Origin of the sequence: Burkholderia sp. MSMB1072 (assembly GCF_001524725.1) — a bacterium.
Classification (GTDB): domain Bacteria; phylum Pseudomonadota; class Gammaproteobacteria; order Burkholderiales; family Burkholderiaceae; genus Burkholderia.
Genome location: NZ_LOYC01000009.1, coordinates 170,511 through 191,504, shown reverse-complemented (window position 1 = coordinate 191,504; position 20,994 = coordinate 170,511). Strand labels below are relative to the sequence as shown.

The following is a 20,994-nucleotide window of genomic DNA, read 5'->3' as shown; positions in this document are numbered from 1 at the left end:
CGCCCTTAACCCGGTTACGCGGACAACGAACATGAAAGTACTGATCGTCGAAGACGAACCGAAAGTCGTCGAATACCTGAAGAGCGGCCTGACCGAGGAAGGCTGGGTCGTCGATACCGCGCTCGACGGCGAGGACGGCGCGTGGAAGGCCGTCGAATTCGATTACGACGTGGTCGTGCTCGACGTGATGCTGCCGAAGCTCGACGGCTTCGGCGTGCTGCGTGCGTTGCGCGCGCAGAAGCAGACGCCCGTGATCATGCTGACCGCGCGCGATCGCGTCGACGACCGCGTGCGGGGCTTGCGCGGCGGCGCCGACGACTACCTGACCAAGCCCTTCTCGTTTCTCGAACTGATCGAACGGCTGCGTGCGCTGACGCGCCGCGCGCGCGTGCAGGAATCGACGCTGATCTCGATCGGCGACCTGCGCGTCGACCTGATCGGCCGCCGCGCGACCCGCGACGGCGCGCGGCTCGATCTGACCGCTCAGGAATTCCAGTTGCTCGGCGTGCTCGCGCGGCGCAGCGGCGAGGTGCTGTCGAAAACGACCATCGCCGAACTCGTGTGGGACGTGAACTTCGACAGCAACGCGAACGTCGTCGAGACGGCGATCAAGCGCCTGCGCGCGAAACTCGACGGCCCGTTCGCGGACAAGCTGCTGCACACGATCCGCGGCATGGGCTACGTACTCGAGGCGCGCGAGGAAGGCGACACGGAGAAGCACGCATGAAACGCTCGATCGCCCTGCGCCTGTCGGCGATGTTCGGCATCGTGTCGCTACTCGTGTTCACGCTGGTCGGCTGCGGGCTGTTCGTGATGATGGAGCGCCAACTGCTCGCCGAGCTGCGCGCGACGATCGACACGCGCGCGAAGGTCGCGCAGATGATCGTGTCGCACGCGACCACGGCCGCGCGCGGCCGCCTGATGCAGGAAAAGCTCGCCGACCTCGAACCGCCCGACGGATCGACACGCTATCAGGTCGACAGCCCCGATGCCGATTTCCGCTTCGGCCATCCGGTCGACGGCGTGCCCGACGGCAAACCGTTCGGCGCGTTCCAACAGTACGCCCTCAACAACAGCAGCTACAACGTGATGACGAAGACCGTCGCGATCGCGGGCAGCGGCGAGCGTCCGGACGTGAAGCTGATCGTCGCGTCGTCGTGCGAGCGCACCCAGCGGATGCTGCGCCGTTTCGTGTGGACGCTGGCCGCGCTGATCGCGACGGCCACCGTCATCACGCTGATGCTGAGCCGCGCGGTCGCGCGCTTCGGGCTCGCGCCGCTCGACCGGCTGTCGCAGGACGCCGCAAGCGTGAGCGCGACGAACCGCCGCCAGCGGCTGCACACCGACGCGCTGCCGACCGAGCTGCGCGATCTCGCGACGTCGTTCAACGGCGCGCTCGAACGCATCCAGCAAACCTACGCGCGGCTCGAAGCGTTCAACGCGGACGTCGCGCACGAGCTGCGCACGCCGATCAGCATCCTGATCGGCCAGACCCAGGTCGCGCTGACGAGCCGCGACCGCTCGGTCGAGCGGATGCGCCAGACGCTGCAGTCGAACCTCGAGGAATTCGAGCGGCTGCGCGTGATCATCAACGACATGCTGTTCCTGTCGCGCAGCGACCGCGGCGAACGCGCGACCGACCTGAAGGACGTGTCGCTCGCCGACGAGGTGCGGCGCATGCTCGACTTCCTCGAAATCCCGCTCGACGAGGCGCAATTGCGCGCCGAACTGCACGGCGACGCGCGCGCGGCCGTCGATCCGTCGCTGTTCCGCCGCGCGATGACGAACCTGCTGATCAACGCGATCCAGCATTCGGCGCCCGGCGCGACGCTGAACGTGACGATCGCGCGCCGCGACACGCTCGTCGAGATGGCCGTGTCGAACCCCGGCGAGCCGATCGACCCGGTGCGGCGCTCGCACGTGTTCGAGCGCTTCTACCGGCTCGAGGAAGCGCGCGCGAACAGCAAGGAAAACCACGGGCTCGGGCTGTCGATCGTCAAGGCCGTGGCCGAAATGCACGGCGGCAGCGTGTTCGTCTCGTGCTCGGGCGGCGTCAACACGTTCGGCTTCTCGGTGTCGACGCAACCCTGGTCGGGCGGGCCGCTGCGTCCGGCCGACGCCGTCGGCCCGACCGGTTCCACCGTTCCCGCCGATTCGGCCGATCCGCACGGCCCGCGGCCGGCGCACGCGCCGCGCGCGTTGCACTGACGGCGGCCGCGCGCCGCCGAGGGCAGTTTTCTTCAATACGGGCGAACGCGGCGCCCGTAGTCTCGATGCGACTTTCGACATTTCGCATGGAGACACCTGATGAGCATCCTGGTTTCGATGGCCGCGTTCGCGCTCGCCTCGTCGATCACCCCCGGTCCCGTCAACATCGTCGCGCTCAGCGCGGGCGCACGCCACGGCCTCGGCGCGAGCCTGCGCTACGCGGCCGGCGCGACGCTCGGCTTCGTCGCGCTGTTCCTGCTGATCGGCCTCGGCCTGCACGCGGCGCTCGCGCGCTGGCCGATGCTCACGACGGCCACGCAGTGGTCGGGGATCGCGTTCCTGCTGTACATGGCGCTGCGGCTCGCGCTCGACGACGGCCGGCTGTCGGCCGATCCGGACGTGGCCGGCCCGTCGGCCGCGGCAGGCGCGGCGATGCAGTGGCTCAATCCGAAGGCATGGCTCGCGTGCGTGGCCGCGATGGGTGCGTATGCGGCCGACGGCGATCGCGCGCAGATCTGGCAATTCGCCGCGCTGTATCTGGTGATCTGCTTCGCATCGATCGCATGCTGGGGCTATGCGGGCGCGTCGCTGCGGCACCGGCTCGCGAACGCGCGACGCATGCGTATGTTCAACCGGCTGATGGCGCTGCTGCTCGCGGGCAGTGCGCTGTTTCTGCTCGACGTGTAGCTGGCCGCGGCGGCATTCAGCGCATGGCGCCGCGGTACTGCCCGGGCGTCGCGGCCGCGATCCGCCGGAATGCGCGCTGGAAATGCGCCTGGTCCGCAAAGCCGGCGTCGAGGGCGACTTCGGCGATCGGCCGGCCGCGGCGCAGTTGGGTGCGGCCGTACTGCACGCGTCGGTCAATCAGGAACGCGTGCGGCGTCATCCCGTAGCGCGCATTGAACGCGCGGATCAGGTACGACGGCGACAGGTCGGCCGCCGCGCAGATCGCATCGAGCGTGACGGCCTCGCGGCAATGGCCGGCGATGTAGTCGGCCGCGCGCGCGAGCTTCGCGTTGTCGTCGCCCGGCCGCGGATCGGGCGGTTCGCGATCGAGTGCGCCGTGCAGCGCCGTAAAGAATTCGACCGCCGCACTCTCCTTGCCGAGCGCGTCGATGCCGGGCGACACGAGCGTGCGGTAGAAGCCGCCAAATTGCGCGAACAGATCGCCGCGCTCGGTCAACTTCGGCGAAAAACCCTGAAAATCGCGATTCGGATTGCGGCCCAGCGAGTGCTGCAGCCGCGCGAGCCACGGCACGTCGACATAGACCATCCGGTACGCCCACGCGTCGGGGCCGTACGGGTTGCATGCGTGCACCTGCTCGGGATCGATGATCACGAGCACGCCGCGCCCGACGTGTGCGTGCGTCGCGCCGTTCACGTACGTGCTCGTGCCGCCCACGATCGCGCCCACCGAAAACGTGTCGTGCGTGTGCTTCGCGTAGCAGATCGCGCGCCCGTCGTCGACGGTGCGCGCCTCGATGAACGGCAGCGCGGTATCGCGCCAGAACGGCGACGGTACGGCGGATCGGTTGGCAATGCGGCTCACGCGGCGGGTTCCCGGGGTCGGACGACGAACGCTCACCGTACAAGACTGTGCAGCGCCGCGCAACCGCCCCGTCGGCTTTCGACGTTCGGCGCGATTGCACGCGCGAAAACGATCGTGGGCGCCGTCCTGCCCCGCCGAAGCTTCGACACAAGATGCGGAGCATGTCGCGCTTACGCGGTAACGGCCCACGCTCCCGCTTGCAGGCATGCCGTCTGCTCGGGCGCTCGAGCCGAGAGGATCGGCTTCGCATCGACGCCGCGGACACGCTCGCGAGATGGCCGATCGACCGGAATTTGCCTAAGCTTTGAATTCCGTCCGCCGCGGCACGCGCGGCGGTTCCCGTTCACTCTTCCCCCATCACGCTCATGCAGATCGATCTGAAAGGCAAGACCGCGGTCGTCACCGCTTCCACCGCCGGCATCGGATTCGCGATCGCCGAAGGGCTCGTGCGCGCCGGCGCGCACGTCGTCGTCAACGGCCGCAGCGATGCGTCGGTGCAGTCCGCGCTCGAGCAACTGCGCGACGCCGTGCCCGGCGCAAGCTTCGACGGCGTCGCCGCCGACCTGTCCGACGCGGCCGGCGTCGCGCGCGTCACGCAGCACACGCCGGATGCCGACATTCTCGTCAACAATGCGGGCATCTACGGCCTGAAGGCGTTCTTCGACATCGACGACGCCGAATGGGAGCATTATTTCCAGATCAACGTGATGTCCGGCGTGCGGCTCGCGCGGCACTACCTGAAAGGAATGATCGAACGCAATGCCGGGCGCATCGTGTTCATTTCGTCGGAATCGGGCCTGAACATCCCCGTCGACATGATTCATTACGGGTTCACGAAAACCGCGCAGTTGTCGATCGCTCGCGGCCTCGCGAAGTTCGCGGCCGGAACCCGCGTGACCGTCAATTCGGTGCTGCCGGGGCCAACGATGTCGGAAGGCGTGCGCACGATGCTGAAGGCGCAGGCCGACGAAACGGGCCGCAGCATCGACGACGTTGCAGTGGAATTCGTGCGCAGCGAGCGCGCGAGTTCGATCATCCAGCGGCCGGCGACGACGGAGGAAGTCGCGAACCTGGTCGTGTACGTCTGCTCGCCGCAGGCCTCGGCGACGACCGGCGCGGCGTTGCGCGTCGACGGCGGCGTGGTCGACACGATAGCGTGACGGCAGCATGACGCGCTCGCACTCGCGCGGCGCGCGGCCGCCGCCCTATCGCGACGCGCTCTTGCCCGCCTGAAGCGCGCCCTTGCGATCGGCGTCCATGCAGGTATCGAAGCCGTACTGCGTGACGACGCCGGCCTTGTCGAACACGACGAAGTACGGCCGGTGATCGTTGCCGTGCTCGATGAAGTAGTTGTAGCAGACGCCGCTGCCGTTACGGACCATCCAGACGCTGCGCGGGTTGCCGGCGGCGCGGACGACGTCGGCGCGCGTCGCGCCGTGCCGCGACGCGGCCCGTGCAAGCGGCGTGCGCGAATACGAGAACGGCAACCACGAGTCGAACCACGCACAGCCATGCAACATCAGGCAGCTGGCGGCCAGGGACAGCGTCGCTGCGGGACGGGACATCGAAATCAATCGCATGCTCGGGAAATCTGCTGCGCCATACCGGCGTGATCGAAAGCCCCATGCTACTCGACCTTTGGGTCCGGATCGAAAAGAAATGTAGAGATCTTTATCCGAATCCCTGCGCTTGCGCGCCTGCGTGACGGCCGGATCGTCATCGATCGTCGCAGACGATGCACGCGTGCGCGCATCCGCTCCGCTGCACCGGCCCCGTGCAACGGCATGCGCGATCAGGCAATCCACTCGGCCCACAGCATCGTCAGCACCGTCATCAGCGCAGGCCCGACGAACAGCCCGATCAGGCCGAACGTCTCGGCGCCGCCGAGGATGCCGAACAGCACGAGCAGGAACGGTAGCCGCGTCGACCCGCCGATCAGCACCGGCCGCACGAAATGCTCGGCGACGAACACGACGACGAACCCGAGCGCCGCCACCACGACGGCCCACATGGTTGCCCCCTGCACGAACAGCCAGAGCGCCGCGCCGCAGAACACGACCGGCGCGCAGAACGGCAGCATCGCGGCGACCGCCGTGACGAGCCCGAGCAGCGCCGCGTGCGGCACGCCGGCGAGCGCATAGGCGACGCCGAGCAACGCGCCCTCGCCGAGCCCGACGACGACGAGCCCGGTCACCGTGCCGTACACGGCCGCAACCATGCGTTCGATCAGTTCCGCGCCGTTGCGCCCGAACGCGCGCCGCGCGCCCTGCAGCAGCGCGCCCGACAGCTTGTGGCCGGCGCGCAGGATCACGAACAGCGTGACGAGCATGAAACCGAATTCGAGCAGCACATGCGCGAGCTTCGTGCCGAATTGCCGGCCGAACGCGATGAATTTCTCGCCGTTGACGCCGTGCATCGCGGTGGCCGCATGCAGCGGATGGCCGAGATTGGCCTGCCACCATTCGGTGATCTGCGCGGCGCCGTACGGCAACCGGCCGACCACGTCAGGCAGCGGAATGCCGTTGTCCTGGATCGTGCGCAGCCACTCGCGCAGGTCGTGCGCCTGCGCGATCGCCTGGGTCGTCGCGACGGCCACCGGCAGCACGACGAGCAGCGAAATCGCCGCCGTGATGACGGTCGCGATCAACGTCGGCCGATCGCGGAACAACCGATGCGATTCGAAGCGTTTCAGCAGCGGCCACATCGCGATGGCGATCACGCAGGCCCATGCGATGGCGGGAATGAAGTCGCGGATCACCCACAGCGCGAGCACCAGCAGCGCCGCATACAGCGCGACGCGGGCGATCTGCTGGGCGCGCGGCCGCGCGGCGGAATCGTGAGACGACGGGACATGTGCGCCCATGGCACCTCTGTCGAAATGAAAAAATGGCGGCTCGCCCAGGCAACCGGCCTGGACGAACCGCCATTCTATCCATCGGCGCCGGATCGGCGGCCCGCGCGATGCGCGGGCCACCCGGCGCTACGTCGACGCACCCCGCTCAGGCTGCCTTGTCGGCGATCCGGTAGCGCTCGAGCCAGTGCGCGTACGGCGCGGGCAGCGTCCACGACGGACGCTCGACGCCGAGCTGCTTGGCCGCGTAGTACGGCCAATGCGGGTCGGCCAGGTGCGCACGGCCGACCATCACGAGATCGAGCTGCGCTTGCTCGATCACGCGGTTCGCCAGTTGCGGCGTGTCGATTCCCCACGCGGACGATACCGGCAGCCCAGCCTCGCGGCGCACGCGCTCGGCGATCGGTGCGAGAAACGCCGGGCCCCATGGAATCTGCGCGGCAGGCGTCGAGAAGCCGATCGACACGCTCAGCATGTCGAGCCCTTCCCGCTTCATCCGCTGCGTGAGCGCGATCGACTCGGCGAGCGTTTCTTCGTCGCGGCCGTCGTATTCGATCACGCCCAGGCGTGCGGTCAGCGGCAGATGCTCGGGCCAGACCTTGCGAACCGCCGCAAGCGTGTCGACGAGAAAGCGGCCGCGGTTTTCGGCCGAACCGCCGTATTCGTCGGTGCGCTGGTTCGAATGCACGGAGAAGAAGCTCTGGCCGAGATAGCCGTGCGCGAAGTGCAACTCGAGCCATTCGAACCCGAGGTCGCGCGCACGCTGTGCCGCGGCGACGAAGTCGGCCTGCACGCGGGCGATGTCGTCGTGCGTCATTTCACGCGGCACCTTCGGCAGGTGCGCACCGAACGGCACCGCCGACGGCGCGATGGTCTGCCAGCCGCGCGGATCGCCGTCGGCGATATGGTCGTCGCCTTCCCACGGGCGGTTCGCGCTCGCCTTGCGTCCCGCATGCGCGATCTGGATGCCGGGCACCGCGCCGGCCGCCTTGATCGCCGCGACCGACGGTGCGAACGCGTCGGCCTGCGCGTCGTTCCACAACCCTGCGCAGCCCGGCGTGATGCGCCCTTCCGGCGACACGGCCGTCGCCTCCGCGATCACGAGGCCCGCGCCGCCACGCGCGATGCCGGCCAGATGCACGTGATGCCAGTCGTTGACGACGCCGTCCTCGGCGACGTACTGGCACATCGGCGGCACCGCGATGCGGTTGCGCAGCGTGACATCCTTGAGTTTGAACGGTTCGAACAGGGCAGACATCCACGACTCCTTTGCTTGGTTCTACGAAAACGGCTGGGAATGCGCGGTGCGGGGCGCACGGCGCGACGATACGGGCCGTCGGCGGGCCGGCTGCGCCCGACGACGGCAAGGAAGCGGCGCCGGCCCGGCCGGCGCCATGCGGTTAGCGGTGGCCGAGCTTCGCGAGCAGCGCCTCGGCCGCGGGCGCCGACGACGCGGGGTTCTGCCCGGTGATCAGCAGCCCGTCGGTGACGACATGCGGCGCCCAGTCGGCGCTGCGCTCGAATTCCGCGCCGTTGGTCTTCAGCATGTCCTCGACGAGGAACGGCACGACTTCGGTCAGTTCGACGGCCGCTTCCTCGCTGTTGGTGAAACCTGTCGCGCGCTTGCCGCGCACGACCGACTCGCCGGTCTGCGGGTTCTTCACGTGGCGCAGGACGCCCGGCGCGTGGCAGACCGCCGCGACCGGCTTGCCGGCCGCGAGCATGCGCTCGATCAGGCCGATCGAATGCAGATCCTCGGCGAGATCCCACAGCGGGCCGTGGCCGCCCGGGTAGAACACGGCGTCGTAGTCGTCCGCCGACACCTCGGCCAGCTTGCGCGTCGACGCGAGTTCGGCCTTGGCCGCCGCATCGGCGTCGAAGCGGCGCGTCGCGTCGGTCTGGGCGGCCGGATCGCTGCTCTTCGGGTCGAGCGGCGGCTGGCCGCCCTTCGGCGACGCGAGCGTCAGCTCGATGCCCGCATCCTTGAACGTGTAGTACGGCGCGGCCAGTTCCTCGAGCCAGAAGCCGGTTTTCTTGCCGGTGTCGCCAAGCGCGTCGTGCGAGGTCAGGACAACCAGAATCTTCATGATCGGACACTCCTTCGAAAATGAACGGGGAACGGGGCCGCACGTCGGCACGGCACGCCTGTCGGTTAGTCAGCCAGCAAGCGGCAACGTGCGATCCATTCATCCGCATGCGATACGCGCCTATTAGACCAGTCGTCTAGAAGCGGCCGAAATAAAACGACGGCGTCCCGCTGCATGAACCTGCCAGGAACGTCGCCGCATTCACGAGGACGGATGATATCCCCGGATTAGACCGGTCGTCTAGAAGAACGCGTATTCGCCCCTGCCATCGTCATGGCTTTTGCAACGGGGCGCGCCGTTCGGCATCGCCATCGCTGCCCGGCGCCCTGCCGCGGCGCCGGCCACCGCCGGCTATCCGCGCAACGGACCGTCCGTATCGCCCGCTTCGATTGCCGGCGCTTCGAGCCGCTGATCGCACACGCCGTCGTCCAGCAGCCGCAGCATCAGTTCCGCCAGCGTGCGCCCCGATGCATGCCCGGTCGGCTGCACGACCGCCGTGACGCGATACGGATGCGCGATATCCGACGGCACGCCGTCATAGACGATCAGCGACATGTCCGCGCCCAGACGCAACCCGCTGTCGACGAGCGCGCGAAACGCGCCGCCGCCCGCGATGTTGTTGTCGACCAGCAGCGCGGTCGGCGGCTCGGCGTGCGCGAGCAACGCCCGCGCCGCCTGCAGCCCGCCGTCGTGCGTAAACGGACACTCGACGAGCAGCGCCGGCTGCGTGTCGATGCCGGCTTCGCGCAATGCCGACAGATAACCGGCGCGCCGCTGCGCGGCGAAATTCAGCGTCAGCGGCGCGCTGATCATCGCGATGCGCCGATGCCCGAAGCCGATCAGCCGGCGCACCGCGTCGCGCGCGCCCGCCTCGTTGTCGAAGTCGAACCACGCATACGGGCCGGCGGCCTGCGTGCGGCCGTACGCGACATACGGAAACGCGCTCGCCCGCAGGTACGCGATACGCGGATCGTCCACCAGCGTGCGCGCGACGATCAACCCGTCGACGAGCTTGCCGTCGACGATGCGCCGATAGGTGTCCAGTTCCGCGTTCGGTCGCGCGGACGCGATGATGAAATCGAGATTGCGCTCGGCGAGCCGCTCGGTGATGCCCGCGACGACTTCGCCGAACCGCGGATCGCCGAGATCGCCGGCGCCGAACGGATAGACGATCCCGATCATGTCCGCCCGGCCGGTCGCCAGCCGGCGCGCGGTCGGATCGGCCACGTAACCCATTTCACGCGCGGCCTTCGCCACGCGCTCGCGCGTCGCCTCGCTGACGTCGTCGTAGCCGTTCAACGCACGGCTGACCGTCGTCCGCGACAGACCGAGCGCGTCCGACAGCGCCTTCAGATTCACCTTCACCGTCATTCCTCGCAGTCGCCGATCCGCCCGGCCGCCCGAACACCTGGACGCACCGACCGGGTAATTATTTCCATTTGGTAACGATTACCGTCAAATAAATATCTTTTGCGTTCCAAACCGGTTTGAAATAGCATCCAAACCGGTTTGGACATCGATGCCCACTCAGCCGTTCACTTTCACCTACCCAGGAAACAACGACGAGATGACATACTTTCCCCTTTTCCGCCCGACCGCGGCCAAACGTTTGCTGCTCGCTGGCGGCGCACTCGCCGCCTTCGCGTCCGTCGCGCACGCGCAGTCCGGCGGCACGGGCACGCCGATGCCCACGCCCCATACGCAGCAGGCCTACGATCCCGAAGGCAATTTCACGATGCGCTGGACGCGGGCGGACATCCGCCAGATCGTCGCGCAATCGCATACCGCCGGCGCCGACAAGAATTCGCTGCCGCAAGCACTGACGATGCCGGACATCCCGCAGGATTTCCCGCTGATCAATTCGAACGTGTGGGTGTGGGACACGTGGCCGCTGGCCGACCTGCGCGCGAACCAGCTCAGCTACAAGGGCTGGGAGGTGATCTTCTCGCTCACCGCCGATCCGCACGCCGGCTATACGTTCGACGACCGTCACGTCCACGCCCGCATCGGCTTCTTCTATCGCCGCGCCGGCATCCCCGCGTCGCAACGCCCGGCGAACGGCGGCTGGACCTGGGGCGGCCACCTGTTCCCGGACGGCGCGAGCGCCAAGGTGTTCGGCACCGCGCCGATGACCAACAACGCCGAATGGTCGGGCTCCGCGCGCCTCACGCACGGTGACAACGTCAGCCTCTACTACACCGCGACGTCGTTCAACCGCTCGGCCCCCGGCGGCGCCGACATCACGCCGCCGCAAGCGATCATCACGCGCGCCGACGGCCACATCCACGCCGACGACAAGCACGTGTGGTTCACCGGCTTCGACGATCACAAGGCGCTGCTGGAACCGGACGGCAACTACTACCAGACCGGCCAGCAGAACACCTACTTCTCGTTCCGCGATCCGTTCGTGTTCACCGATCCCGCTCATCCGGGCAAGACCTACATGGTGTTCGAAGGCAACACCGGCGGCCCGCGCGGCGCACGCACCTGTACCGAGGCCGATCTCGGCTATGCGCCGAACGATCCGAACCGGGAAGATCTCAACGCGGTGATGAATTCGGGCGCAGTGTATCAAAAGGCCAACGTCGGCCTTGCGGTCGCGACGAATCCGCAGCTGACCCAGTGGAAGTTCCTGCCGCCGATCCTGTCGGCGAACTGCGTCGACGACCAGACCGAGCGCCCGCAGATCTATCTGAAGGACGGCAAGTACTACCTGTTCACGATCAGCCACCGCACGACGATGGCGGCCGGCGTCGACGGCCCGGACGGCGTATACGGCTTCGTCGGCAACGGCATCCGCAGCGACTTCCTGCCGCTGAACGGCGGCAGCGGCCTCGTGCTCGGCAACCCGACCGACTTCTCCGCACCGGCCGGCGCACCGTATTCGCAAGACCCGAACCAGAACCCGCGCGAATTCCAGTCGTATTCGCACTACGTGATGCCGGGCGGGCTCGTCGAGTCGTTCATCGATGCGATCGGCCCGCGCCGCGGCGGCACGCTCGCGCCGACGGTGAAGGTCAACATCAACGGCACGTCGACGGCGGTCGACCGCACGTATGGGCGCGGCGGCCTGGGCGGCTACGGCGACATCCCGGCGAACCTGCCGGCGACGGGGGGCGGCCACGACGACGGCCCGGGCACCCGCCCGTAACGGCGGCAATCAGGATAACCAACGATAACGATCGTCTCTGAAGGCACGAGGTTCGGGAGGCGCGTATCGCGCGTGTCGCGTGTGCGCCTCCTCTTTTTATTTCGACTTTTCTTTCGACCATCGCGCATGCCGCCGTTGCAGCCGGCCTGCGCCCTCCTTTCCCGCTTCGCCCGACGAAGCGCCCGGCCCCGCATGAAATCGACGTCTTTCCGCTGTTCCGTCCGCCTCGTCCGGCTGCTGCTCGTCTGCATGGCCTGCACGCAGGCCGCCGCCGCGCCATGCCGCACGCCGGCCGAAAACGGCACGCCGCAATGGCGGCCTGCCCTCCACTACACCCCGCAGCGCAACTGGATGAACGACCCGAACGGGCTCGTCTACGAGAACGGCCGCTATCACCTGTTCTATCAGTACAACCCGCTCGGCAACGACTGGGGCAACATGTCGTGGGGCCACGCGATCAGCACCGATCTCGTCCACTGGCGCGAGCAGCCGGTCGCGATGCGCGCGAACGCCACCGAGGAAATCTTCTCCGGCTCGATCGTCGCCGATACCCTGAACACGTCCGGCCTCGGCAAACCGGGCCACACGCCGCTCGTCGCGCTCTATACGAGCGTCTACAAGCCCGGCTCGGGCCACGCACCCGGCATACAGGCCCAGTCGCTCGCGTACAGCCTCGATCGGGGCACGACCTGGCAACCGTACGCGCACAACCCGGTGCTGACGCTCGACCCGGAATCGAAGCAATTTCGCGACCCGAAAGTGTCGTGGTATGCGCCGGGCGGCTACTGGTTGATGACGACGGTCGTCGCCGATGCGCAGGTCGTGAAGCTCTATCGTTCCGACGACCTGATCCACTGGTCGTTCCTGAGCGATTTCACGCTGCCCAACGTGCCGCACGCGGGCGCGCTGTGGGAAATGCCCGATCTCGTCCCGCTGCCGCTCGACGGCGATCCCCGCCGCATCAAGTGGGTGATGATCGTCAACGTGAATCCGTGGTCGATCGCCGGCGGCTCCGGCGCGATGTATTTCGTCGGCGACTTCGACGGCCGCACGTTCGTGCCCGACCGCGTCGCGCCGGGCGGCTCGGATCCCGCGCAATTCCGCTGGGTCGATCACGGCGCCGATTTTTATGCGGCCGGCACGTTCTCCGGCGCGCCCGGCGCCCGACCGGTCGCGATCGCATGGATGAGCAACTGGGATTACGCGGCAAAGGCGCCGACCGCCCCATGGCGCGGCGCGACCACGCTGCCGCGCGAACTGTCGCTGAAGACGATCGACGGCGAGCCGAGACTCGTCGTCGCGGCCGCCGCCGCCTTCGACGCATGGGCCGACGGCCGGCCCGCCGTGCATGAAGGCGACGTCACGGTCGACTCCGCTACCCGGGTGCTGTCGGCCGCCACGCGCGGCGTCGTCCAGCGCATCACGGTGACGATCTCGCCGCAGCGTGCCGCACGTGCGGGGCTGATCGTCCGGCGCTCGGGCGACGGCTCGATCGGCACCCGGATCGTGTACGACACCGCGAAACGTACGCTGACGCTCGACCGCTCGCAATCCGGCGAAGCGAATTTCGCCGGCACGTTCAGCCGCGAGCACATCGTCGATCTGCCGCTCGAACACGGGCAGCTGCGGCTCGAAATCGTCGTCGATCGCGGGTCGGTCGAGGTCTTCGCGAACGGCGGCCGCGTGGCGCTGACGGACCTGATCTTTCCGCCGCTCGATGCGGATCGCGTGGCCGTGTTTGCCGAGCAAGGCCGCGCGACGTTCGCGGGGTTGACGGTGACGCAACTGGAAACCGGTGACGCCGCGCGCGGCGCGTGTGCATCCCGCTAGCGCATGTGACGGGGGCCGCTCGCCCGGCACCGTATCGGCCGGTTGCGGTCCCGCCCGCGTCGCCCCTCAGAGCAAGCCCATCCCGCCCGACGCGATGATTTCCGCGCCGACGATGAACGCGGATTCCGGCGCGCTCAGGTGCAGCACCGTCGACGCGATTTCGTCCGGCGTGCCGAAGCGGCCGATCGGCACGAGGCCCTTGATCTTGTCGGCCGTCTCGTCGAGCGTCGCCACATCGAGCCCGAGCTTGCCGTACAGCGGCGTCTGCACCGGCCCCGGGCTGACCACGTTCACGCGCACGCCATGCGGCAGCAGTTTCCCGTCGCGGGAATGCGCGGCCCGGCCGTCGTCGCGCGAAGCCGCTCGCCCCCTTTAACCGCCGCTGACGCAGGCGACTTCCGGTATGCTGATTCACGCGAAACGACTCGAATCGAGGTAACCACTGCGATGGACATCGCGATCCGCATCGAAGGCCGTCACGACCTGACGGGGCAAATCTTCCGGCAACTGCGCACCGCGATCGTCGACGGGCGTCTCGAAGGCGGCGCGCGGCTGCCGTCGACGCGCGACCTCGCGAAACAGCTCGGCGTGTCGCGCAAGACGACGCTCGACGCATTCGAGCGCCTCGTCGCCGAGGGCTATCTGACCACCCGCGCCGGCGACGGCACGTTCGTCGCCGACGGCCTGGCGCGCGTGCCGCACGCCGCGGCGACGTCGGCGCCGTCGATCGTCGACGAGACGCCGCGCATCGACGCAGTCGATGCGCGTGCGCTGTGGAACGACCTGCCCGATGCGCTCGCGATGCCCGCGCCGCAGGATTCGCCCGGCTTCGACTTTCGCGGCGGCGTGACCGACAAGACGCTGTTCCCGTTCGACGCATGGCGGCGCTGCCTGCATCACGCGCTGCGCCAGCAGGCGCGCGGCCCCGGCCAGTATCACGACCCGGCCGGCGACCCGCAGTTGCGCGGCGCGATCGCGCGCTACGTCGCATTCAGCCGCGCGGTCGCCTGCAGTTGGGACGACGTGCTCGTCACGCAGGGCGCGCAACAGGCGCTCGACCTGCTCGCGCGCGTCGTCGTGCGGCCGGGCGACGTCGTCGCGGTCGAGGATCCCGGCTATCCGCCGGCGCGCGCCGCGTTCGCGTCGCTCGGCGCGACGGTGATCGGCGTGCCGGTCGATGCGCAGGGCCTCGTCACGGAGCGGCTGCCGGACGACGCGCGGCTCGTCTACGTGACGCCGTCGCACCAGTTCCCGCTCGGCATGCCGATGACGCTCGATCGCCGCGTCGCGCTGCTCGAATGGGCGCAGCGCCGCCGCGCGGTGATCATCGAGGACGACTACGACGGCGAATTCCGCTTCGAAGGGCGGCCGGTCGAATCGCTGAAGAGCCTCGACCGCACGGGCCTTGTCGCGTACGTCGGCACGTTCTCGAAGACGATCTTTCCGGAGTTGCGGATCGGCTACGCGATTCCGCCGCGCGCGCTGCGCGGCGCGCTCGCCAAGGCCAAGCAGATCGTCGACTGGCACACGTGCACGCTGACGCAGGCGGCGCTCGCGCGCTTCATGCTCGAAGGCGATTTCGCGCGGCACCTGAAACGCGTGCAGAAGCACTACGACGCGCGTCGCAAGATGCTGATCGCACACTTGCGCGGCAGACTCGCGCCGTGGTTCGACGCGATCGTGCCGACCGCCGGCATCCACCTCGCCGCGCACCTGAAGCCGGGGCTCGACGAAGCGGCGCTGGTCCGCGCGGCGCGGGCGCAGGACCTCGGACTGTACGGGATCTCGGCGTTCCACGTGGGCGTGCCGGTGCGCCCGGGGCTGCTGTTCGGCTACGGTGGAATCGACGTGCCGCGCATCGACACGGCGCTCGCGAAGCTGGCCGGTTTGCTGGACGCCGGCCTCGCGGGCGGGCCGCCACTGGTTACCTGAATTTTCAAGAAATTGGCTATTCAGACAGGCCAGTACGCGTCTTAAAGTAGGTCCTGTCGCGCCACCCCGGCGCTACCCAACCGGAAAGGACCTGCCATGCAACCGCGCCTGAACTTCTATGCCGCCAGCCCGAATGCCATCAAGGTGATGCGCAACGCCGAGGAATTCCTTGCGAAAAGCTCGATCGAGAAACCGCTCGCCGAGCTCGTCCGCCTGCGCGCGTCGCAGATCAACGGCTGCGCGTTCTGCGTCGACATGCATACGACCGACGCGCGCAAGGGCGGCGAAACCGATCGCCGTCTCGCGACCGTCGTCACGTGGCGCGAAACGCCGTTCTTCACCGAGCGCGAACGCGCGGCGCTGGAATGGACCGAGGCGCTGACGCTGGTGGCCAGCAACCATGTGCCCGACGCCGTCTGGGAAGCCGTGAAGCCGCACTTCACCGACGAGGAGCTGTTCGACCTGTCGATGCTGATCGCGACGATCAACTCGTGGAACCGCTTCGCGATCGCGTTCCGCAAGATGCCCGAGTAAGGAGGCGACGATGATCCAGTCCCCGCTCCATCGCGTCGCGCTGTGCACCGGATTCGTGTTCGCCGCGGCGCTGCCGGCCGCCACCCACGCGCACGATGCCGGCGACGGCGTGCACGCGGTCATGCAGCAGGCCGTGCCCGAAGCGCCCGGCAAGCGCGTCGTCGTCGCGACGGTCGACTATGCGCCCGGTCAGGCCTCCGAAGCGCATCGGCATCTCGGCTCGGTGTTCGCCGTCGTGTCGAAGGGCGAAGTGCTGTCGCAGGTGAACGGCGGCCCGCTGCAACGCTATCGCGCCGGCGAAGGCTGGTACGAGCCGCCCGGCTCGCGACATCAGGTGTCGCGCAATGCGAGCGCGACCGAGCCCGCCCAACTCGTCGTGTTCGGGCTGACGGGCGAGCATCAGCCGCTGAAGTCGCCGATCGATCAGTGATCCTGCGGATCGCCGAACGCTCGCGACGTAAACGAAAAAACCGGCTCGAAAGCCGGTTTTTTCATCCCGCATGCCGTGAGCGGCGCTCGCGCGCCGCGCGGCATCAGAAGCGGTGGATCAGGCCGACACCGACGCCGATCTGGTTCTGCTTCGAACCTGCGCCCACGCCGTCACCGATCGACGTGGTCGCCGAGATGATTGCGTTGCCCTTGGTGTTCAGCGTGTTGCCGCTCGCGTGCTGGTAAGCCTCAACCGCGTACAGGCCCGTGCGCTTCGACAGGCTGTAGTACTGCGACAGCGTGACCTGGTGGTACTTGGCCGCGCTGGTGATGCCGTTCGACTGCGTGGCGGCCGTGTACGAGTAGCCTGCCGCGAAGTCCCACTGAGCTGCTGCCTTCCAGTGCAGCACGGCGCCAGCCGTGTTGAAGATGGCCTTGTTCCGGAAGAACGAACCCGTGCCCGGCGTGTACTGGACGTTCGAGTACGACGCCGAAATGTCCCATGCCGGCGTGAACTGATAGCCCGCCGTCACGGCGATCCGCTGCTGCGACTGCGCGGTCGCGTAGCCGTTGTTGATCGACGAAACTGCCGGCTGGTTGCCGTCGCCCGTTGCCGTCAGGCCGTTCTGGACCGTCGAATTCGCGCCCCACACGCCGCCGCCGAGCGTCGAGTTGTTGACCTTCTGGTAGCCGACCGCAATGCCTGCCGGGCCGTTCAGGTACTGGATCGCCGCGCTCCACGTCGAGCCGCGGTTCGTCGCGCCTGCAACGCCGCCGAACGAGTACGAACCGCCGACCGTGAAGCCGTAGAACTTCGGCGACATGTAGACGAGCGAGTTGTTCGCGCGGTAGCTGGTATCCAGCGAGTCGATATCGCCCGGGTGCGCGCCGTAGTAACCGGTCAGCCAGGTCGTCGGGCTGTACGGCGACAGCAGCGTGTAGTACGCGGTGTACTGGCGGCCGGCCGTCAGCGTACCGTACGTGGTGTTGGTCAGACCAACCCATGCCTGACGCGTGAAGATGCCGTTGGTCCACTGCGACGAGCCGTTAGCCGTGTTGACGCCGGCTTCCAACTGGAAAATCGCCTTCGTGCCGCCGCCGAGATCTTCGCTGCCCTTCAGGCCGAAGCGGCTGCCTGCCCACACGCCGGTGGACATCTGCACCTTCGAGTGACCACCCGAGGTTGCACCGACTGCCGACGAGTTGTTCTGCCAAGCCAGACCGTTGTCGACGATACCGTACAGGGTCACGCTGCTCTGGGCGTGGGCGGCGGTAGCGGCTGCGAGACCGACTGCCGTCATGGCGAAAGCGACGCGCTTTTTCATTGATTCTCCGTCCTCAAAGAATGATTTCTTTTCTGGTGTGGTTTTATGACTGACACATGTGCGAGTACATGCCGACGCGATTCTGACGGATTACCAATTGTTTCCCAACATGTGCAGTCGGTCATCGTATGATCGACGCAACGCGCGGGTTCACCAAACGGTTACATGACAGCCCGAAACACTTGTGCGGCGGGCGTCTCCGGCATTTGCCGGTGAAAACCCTAGCTTTACATTTTTACGGGTGCAACGCGACCGTCCGATGTCGTCAGACGCCTTCGGCAATGAAACGTCTTACAAATGCGCGATCGAAGCTGACGCCGCGATTCACGCCGCCGCGCAGGATCGCCGACGTTCATGACAGCCGCATTTCGAAACACGAAATCATGAAAACGTTTTTGTCGGCGTGCCGGTGACGAGACGAGAACGGCCCGACGAATGCGGGCCGGGAGGGGATGCCGGCGCCTGCCGCGCCGGCGATCTTCAGTGCTGTGTCGCGGGGTGCGCGAGCCGCGCGCTCACGGCATCGACGAGCGCGTTCAGGCGCGCGCGGATCGCCGAGTTCGAACCGACCAACGCAAGCGACGCCGCCATGATCCGGTAGATGCGCTTTCTCGGCACCTTGGCCGGCTTCGCCGGGTCGAGCCACGCAACGTGGCCGGCCAGCAGTTCGAGCGTTTCGAGGCCGATCATGATCGGCCACAGGCAGGCGAGCCGCAGCCGCACGAAACGGCGCGGGATCGCGAGCGTATACAGGCATGCGTCGCGATACTGGTCGAGCGCGACACGCAGCAGGTCGACCAGCACGGCGCGCGCGCGCGCCGAAGCCTCCGGCTGCATCAGGTCGGCCACGACGAGCCCGTGCGCGCGCAGCACGTCGTCGGGCAGGTAGCAGCGGCCGATGCGCAGATCCTTCGCGCAGTCGCGCAGGATGTTGGTCATCTGCAGCGCCTTGCCGAAACGGATGCCCTTCTCGCGCATGTCCGGCAGATCCCAGCCGCGCGCGGCGCGCGTGTGCGCGTCCGTCATGTCGGTCCAGAACTCGCCGACGCAGCCCGCGACGAGGTACGTGTAGCGATCGAGCGCATCGCGCGTCGGCAGCGATGCGACCTGCCCCGACTGCTCGTCCGGAAACGTGCGCAGGTCGAATTCCATCCCCGCGGTGAGCGTCGCGACGACCTTGCGGATCGATGCGCGATCGGCCTCCGGCTGCGCGCGCAACAGCGTGAGCATCGGCTCCATCGAGCCGAGCAGCAGGTGTTCGTGCGAATCGGCCTGCATCCGCGTCACGTCCTCGAGCGAACGCGACAGCGCCGCGCCGTCGCCGAGCCGCTCGACGTCGTCGCGCAGGTCGGTCAGCAGCGCCGCACGGCGGTCGGGCGCGACGAGCGCCGTGTCGGCGATCGTGTCGGCCGCGCGCGCAAGCAAATACGCGAGGCCAACCGGGTCGCGCATGCCGTCGGGCAGCACGCGCAGCGTCAGGTAGAAGGAGCGGGAAACGTTCTTCAGCAGCTCGCCGAGGAGATAGGCGGGATCGGTATGGGTCGTCATGGGTCGGGAAAAATCGGCCGGCGCGGGCCCCGGACGCACATGGGCGCCGGGCGCCCGCGCCGGCCCGCGAGTCGCCGCATCGCCGCGCCCGGCGGCGGCGGCCCCGGTGCGGCGATGCAAAATTCCCGCAAGTTTAGTGCATCCGGCGCGCGGGCAGCCTGCGGCGGGCGGATGCCGCGCGGGCAAGCCCGCGCTCGACCGCGCCGGCACGCTCGCCGCCCTCAAAAACAAACGGAAAGGCACAAGTAATACATATGTAATTATTCGATGCGACGATCGCGCTCCGTTCGATCCAGTTCAGCCCGGCGCGCCGCCAGGCCACCGGCGCGAGCGCCCTTTTCCGACTCCGTTTCGAAGGTTCATCGACATGCTCCTCAAGCGCCCGACCTCCCTGCGCTACGTCCCGTTCGCCTGTGCCGCCGCGTTCCTGCTCGCCGCGTGCGGCGGCGACGACGATCTGACGCGCGATCCCACGCAGCCGATTTCCGCGAAGGTCCAGGTGGTCGGCCATCGCGGCGCGAGCGCGCTGCGCCCCGAACACACGCTCGCGTCGTACCGCAAGGCGATCGAGGACGGCGCGGACATCATCGAGCCCGACCTCGTGGCGACGCGCGACGGCGTGCTGGTCGCGCGCCACGAGAACGAGATCTCGGGCACGACGAACGTGTCGACGCTGCCGCAGTTCGCGAGCCGCAAGGCGACCAAGACGATCGACGGCGTGCAGTTGACCGGCTGGTTCACCGAGGATTTCACGCTCGCCGAGCTAAAGACGCTGCGGGCGCGCGAGCGCATTCCGCAGGTGCGCCCCGCCAACACCGCGTACAACGACCAGTTCGAGATCCCGACCTTCGACGAGATCGTCGCGCTCGCGAAACAGATGTCCGCACAGACCGGCCGCACGATCCACCTGTATCCGGAAACCAAGCATCCGACCTACTTCCAGTCGATCGACCTGCCGCTCGAGGACCGCCTCGTCGACGCACTGCTGAAGGATCCGTACACGTCGCGCACGGCGACCGTCTATATCCAGTCGTTCGAAGTCGCGAACCTGAAGACGATCCGCAACCGGATCAAGTCGAGCCAGCCGAACTGGAAGCTCGTGCAGTTGATGGACGAAGCCGGTCAGCGCCCGTACGACTTCGTGAAGGCGAACGACAAGCGCACCTACGGCGATCTGTCGACGCGCGACGGCATGCGCGAAATCGCGACCTATGCGAACGGCGTCGGGCCGTACAAGACGTCGATCATCGCGGTCGCCGCGGACGGCACGCTGCAGCAGCCGACGCCGTACGTGCGCTACGCGCACGAAGCCGGCCTCGTCGTGCATCCGTACACGTTCCGCCCCGAGAACAACTTCCTGCCCGCGTCGCTGAAGGACGGCGGCACGCCGGCCACGCGCAACACGGCCGGCTCGGTGCGCGAGATCCAGGCGTACCTGCGCGCGGGCATCGACGGCTTCTTCACCGACGATCCGGCCGTCGGCCGCACGGCCGTCGATACGTTCGCGCGCTGATACGAAGCGCCCACCCGCATCGCGACCGGACGCCGCG

General features: G+C 67.9%; 18 protein-coding genes and 1 pseudogene. 10 read left to right on the top strand and 9 right to left on the bottom strand.

What is annotated here, in order from left to right:
- Positions 1-31 precede the first annotated feature (31 nt).
- The 3 genes from WS89_RS02915 (at position 32) to WS89_RS02905 (ending at position 2,895) form a co-directional block, all read left to right on the top strand.
- On the top strand, positions 32-727 hold the full coding sequence (locus WS89_RS02915) for a heavy metal response regulator transcription factor (RefSeq protein ID WP_034204912.1): 696 nt from the start codon (positions 32-34) through the stop codon (positions 725-727).
- Positions 724-2,208: a heavy metal sensor histidine kinase gene (locus WS89_RS02910; protein WP_059789434.1), complete on the top strand. Its 1,485-nt coding sequence runs from the start codon at positions 724-726 to the stop codon at positions 2,206-2,208. Before WS89_RS02915 ends, WS89_RS02910 begins: the two co-directional genes overlap by 4 nt.
- 99 nt (positions 2,209-2,307) lie before the next feature.
- Positions 2,308-2,895: a LysE family translocator gene (locus tag WS89_RS02905; protein WP_059789433.1), complete on the top strand. Its 588-nt coding sequence runs from the start codon at positions 2,308-2,310 to the stop codon at positions 2,893-2,895.
- Positions 2,896-2,911: 16 nt separating this feature from the next.
- Here WS89_RS02905 and WS89_RS02900 read toward each other — a convergent pair whose 3' ends face one another.
- Positions 2,912-3,757 (bottom strand): AraC family transcriptional regulator, encoded by an 846-nt coding sequence (locus WS89_RS02900; RefSeq protein ID WP_059789432.1) that lies wholly within the window; start codon positions 3,755-3,757, stop codon positions 2,912-2,914.
- A 365-nt stretch (positions 3,758-4,122) separates the two neighbouring features.
- Between WS89_RS02900 and WS89_RS02895 the strand changes: the two genes are divergently transcribed.
- Positions 4,123-4,917 carry an SDR family NAD(P)-dependent oxidoreductase gene (locus WS89_RS02895; protein ID WP_059789431.1) on the top strand — a complete coding sequence of 265 codons (795 nt, stop codon included), beginning with the start codon at positions 4,123-4,125 and terminating at the stop codon, positions 4,915-4,917.
- Positions 4,918-4,962: 45 nt separating this feature from the next.
- On the opposite strand, the gene WS89_RS02890 is transcribed toward WS89_RS02895, so the two are convergent.
- From WS89_RS02890 to WS89_RS02870, 5 genes are all read right to left on the bottom strand, one after another.
- Positions 4,963-5,337 carry a hypothetical protein gene (locus tag WS89_RS02890; RefSeq protein ID WP_034204917.1) on the bottom strand — a complete coding sequence of 125 codons (375 nt, stop codon included), beginning with the start codon at positions 5,335-5,337 and terminating at the stop codon, positions 4,963-4,965.
- Positions 5,338-5,549: 212 nt separating this feature from the next.
- Positions 5,550-6,620 carry an AI-2E family transporter gene (locus tag WS89_RS02885; RefSeq protein ID WP_059505111.1) on the bottom strand — a complete coding sequence of 357 codons (1,071 nt, stop codon included), beginning with the start codon at positions 6,618-6,620 and terminating at the stop codon, positions 5,550-5,552.
- A 136-nt stretch (positions 6,621-6,756) separates the two neighbouring features.
- Positions 6,757-7,866 (bottom strand): NADH:flavin oxidoreductase/NADH oxidase, encoded by a 1,110-nt coding sequence (locus tag WS89_RS02880; RefSeq protein ID WP_059505109.1) that lies wholly within the window; start codon positions 7,864-7,866, stop codon positions 6,757-6,759.
- 142 nt (positions 7,867-8,008) lie between these two features.
- Entirely contained in the window at positions 8,009-8,695 is a 687-nt protein-coding gene (locus WS89_RS02875) for a type 1 glutamine amidotransferase domain-containing protein (RefSeq protein ID WP_059505107.1), read from the bottom strand.
- Between the two features lie 351 nt (positions 8,696-9,046).
- Positions 9,047-10,066, bottom strand: coding sequence for a substrate-binding domain-containing protein (locus tag WS89_RS02870; protein WP_059789430.1), 1,020 nt, complete (start codon positions 10,064-10,066; stop codon positions 9,047-9,049).
- A 196-nt stretch (positions 10,067-10,262) separates the two neighbouring features.
- On the opposite strand from WS89_RS02870, the gene WS89_RS02865 reads away from it, so the two are divergent.
- Together WS89_RS02865 and WS89_RS02860 are read left to right on the top strand one after the other, a co-directional pair.
- A complete protein-coding gene (locus WS89_RS02865; protein WP_059789429.1) occupies positions 10,263-11,846 on the top strand; it encodes a glycoside hydrolase family 68 protein in 1,584 nt (527 codons plus the stop codon).
- A 192-nt stretch (positions 11,847-12,038) separates the two neighbouring features.
- On the top strand, positions 12,039-13,676 hold the full coding sequence (locus tag WS89_RS02860; protein ID WP_059789428.1) for a glycoside hydrolase family 32 protein: 1,638 nt from the start codon (positions 12,039-12,041) through the stop codon (positions 13,674-13,676).
- A gap of 66 nt (positions 13,677-13,742) precedes the next feature.
- On the opposite strand, the pseudogene WS89_RS02855 reads toward WS89_RS02860, so the two are convergent.
- A pseudogene (locus tag WS89_RS02855) lies at positions 13,743-13,994 on the bottom strand (SDR family oxidoreductase); the annotation flags it as partial.
- A 129-nt stretch (positions 13,995-14,123) separates the two neighbouring features.
- Here WS89_RS02855 and pdxR point away from each other — a divergent pair.
- The 3 genes from pdxR to WS89_RS02840 all read left to right on the top strand — a co-directional run bounded on the left by pdxR (position 14,124) and on the right by WS89_RS02840 (position 16,572).
- Positions 14,124-15,608 carry a MocR-like pyridoxine biosynthesis transcription factor PdxR gene (gene pdxR, locus WS89_RS02850; RefSeq protein WP_059789427.1) on the top strand — a complete coding sequence of 495 codons (1,485 nt, stop codon included), beginning with the start codon at positions 14,124-14,126 and terminating at the stop codon, positions 15,606-15,608.
- A 96-nt stretch (positions 15,609-15,704) separates the two neighbouring features.
- Entirely contained in the window at positions 15,705-16,142 is a 438-nt protein-coding gene (locus tag WS89_RS02845; protein WP_006479143.1) for a carboxymuconolactone decarboxylase family protein, read from the top strand.
- A 10-nt stretch (positions 16,143-16,152) separates the two neighbouring features.
- Positions 16,153-16,572, top strand: coding sequence for a cupin domain-containing protein (locus WS89_RS02840; RefSeq protein WP_059789426.1), 420 nt, complete (start codon positions 16,153-16,155; stop codon positions 16,570-16,572).
- Between the two features lie 103 nt (positions 16,573-16,675).
- Here the strand turns inward: WS89_RS02840 and WS89_RS02835 are convergent, their stop codons facing one another.
- Both WS89_RS02835 and WS89_RS02830 read right to left on the bottom strand, forming a co-directional pair.
- Positions 16,676-17,896: a porin gene (locus tag WS89_RS02835; RefSeq protein WP_059505096.1), complete on the bottom strand. Its 1,221-nt coding sequence runs from the start codon at positions 17,894-17,896 to the stop codon at positions 16,676-16,678.
- Between the two features lie 480 nt (positions 17,897-18,376).
- Positions 18,377-19,444: a squalene/phytoene synthase family protein gene (locus tag WS89_RS02830; protein ID WP_059789425.1), complete on the bottom strand. Its 1,068-nt coding sequence runs from the start codon at positions 19,442-19,444 to the stop codon at positions 18,377-18,379.
- Between the two features lie 367 nt (positions 19,445-19,811).
- Between WS89_RS02830 and WS89_RS02825 the strand changes: the two genes are divergently transcribed.
- Positions 19,812-20,957, top strand: coding sequence for a glycerophosphodiester phosphodiesterase (locus WS89_RS02825; protein WP_059789424.1), 1,146 nt, complete (start codon positions 19,812-19,814; stop codon positions 20,955-20,957).
- Positions 20,958-20,994 lie beyond the last annotated feature (37 nt).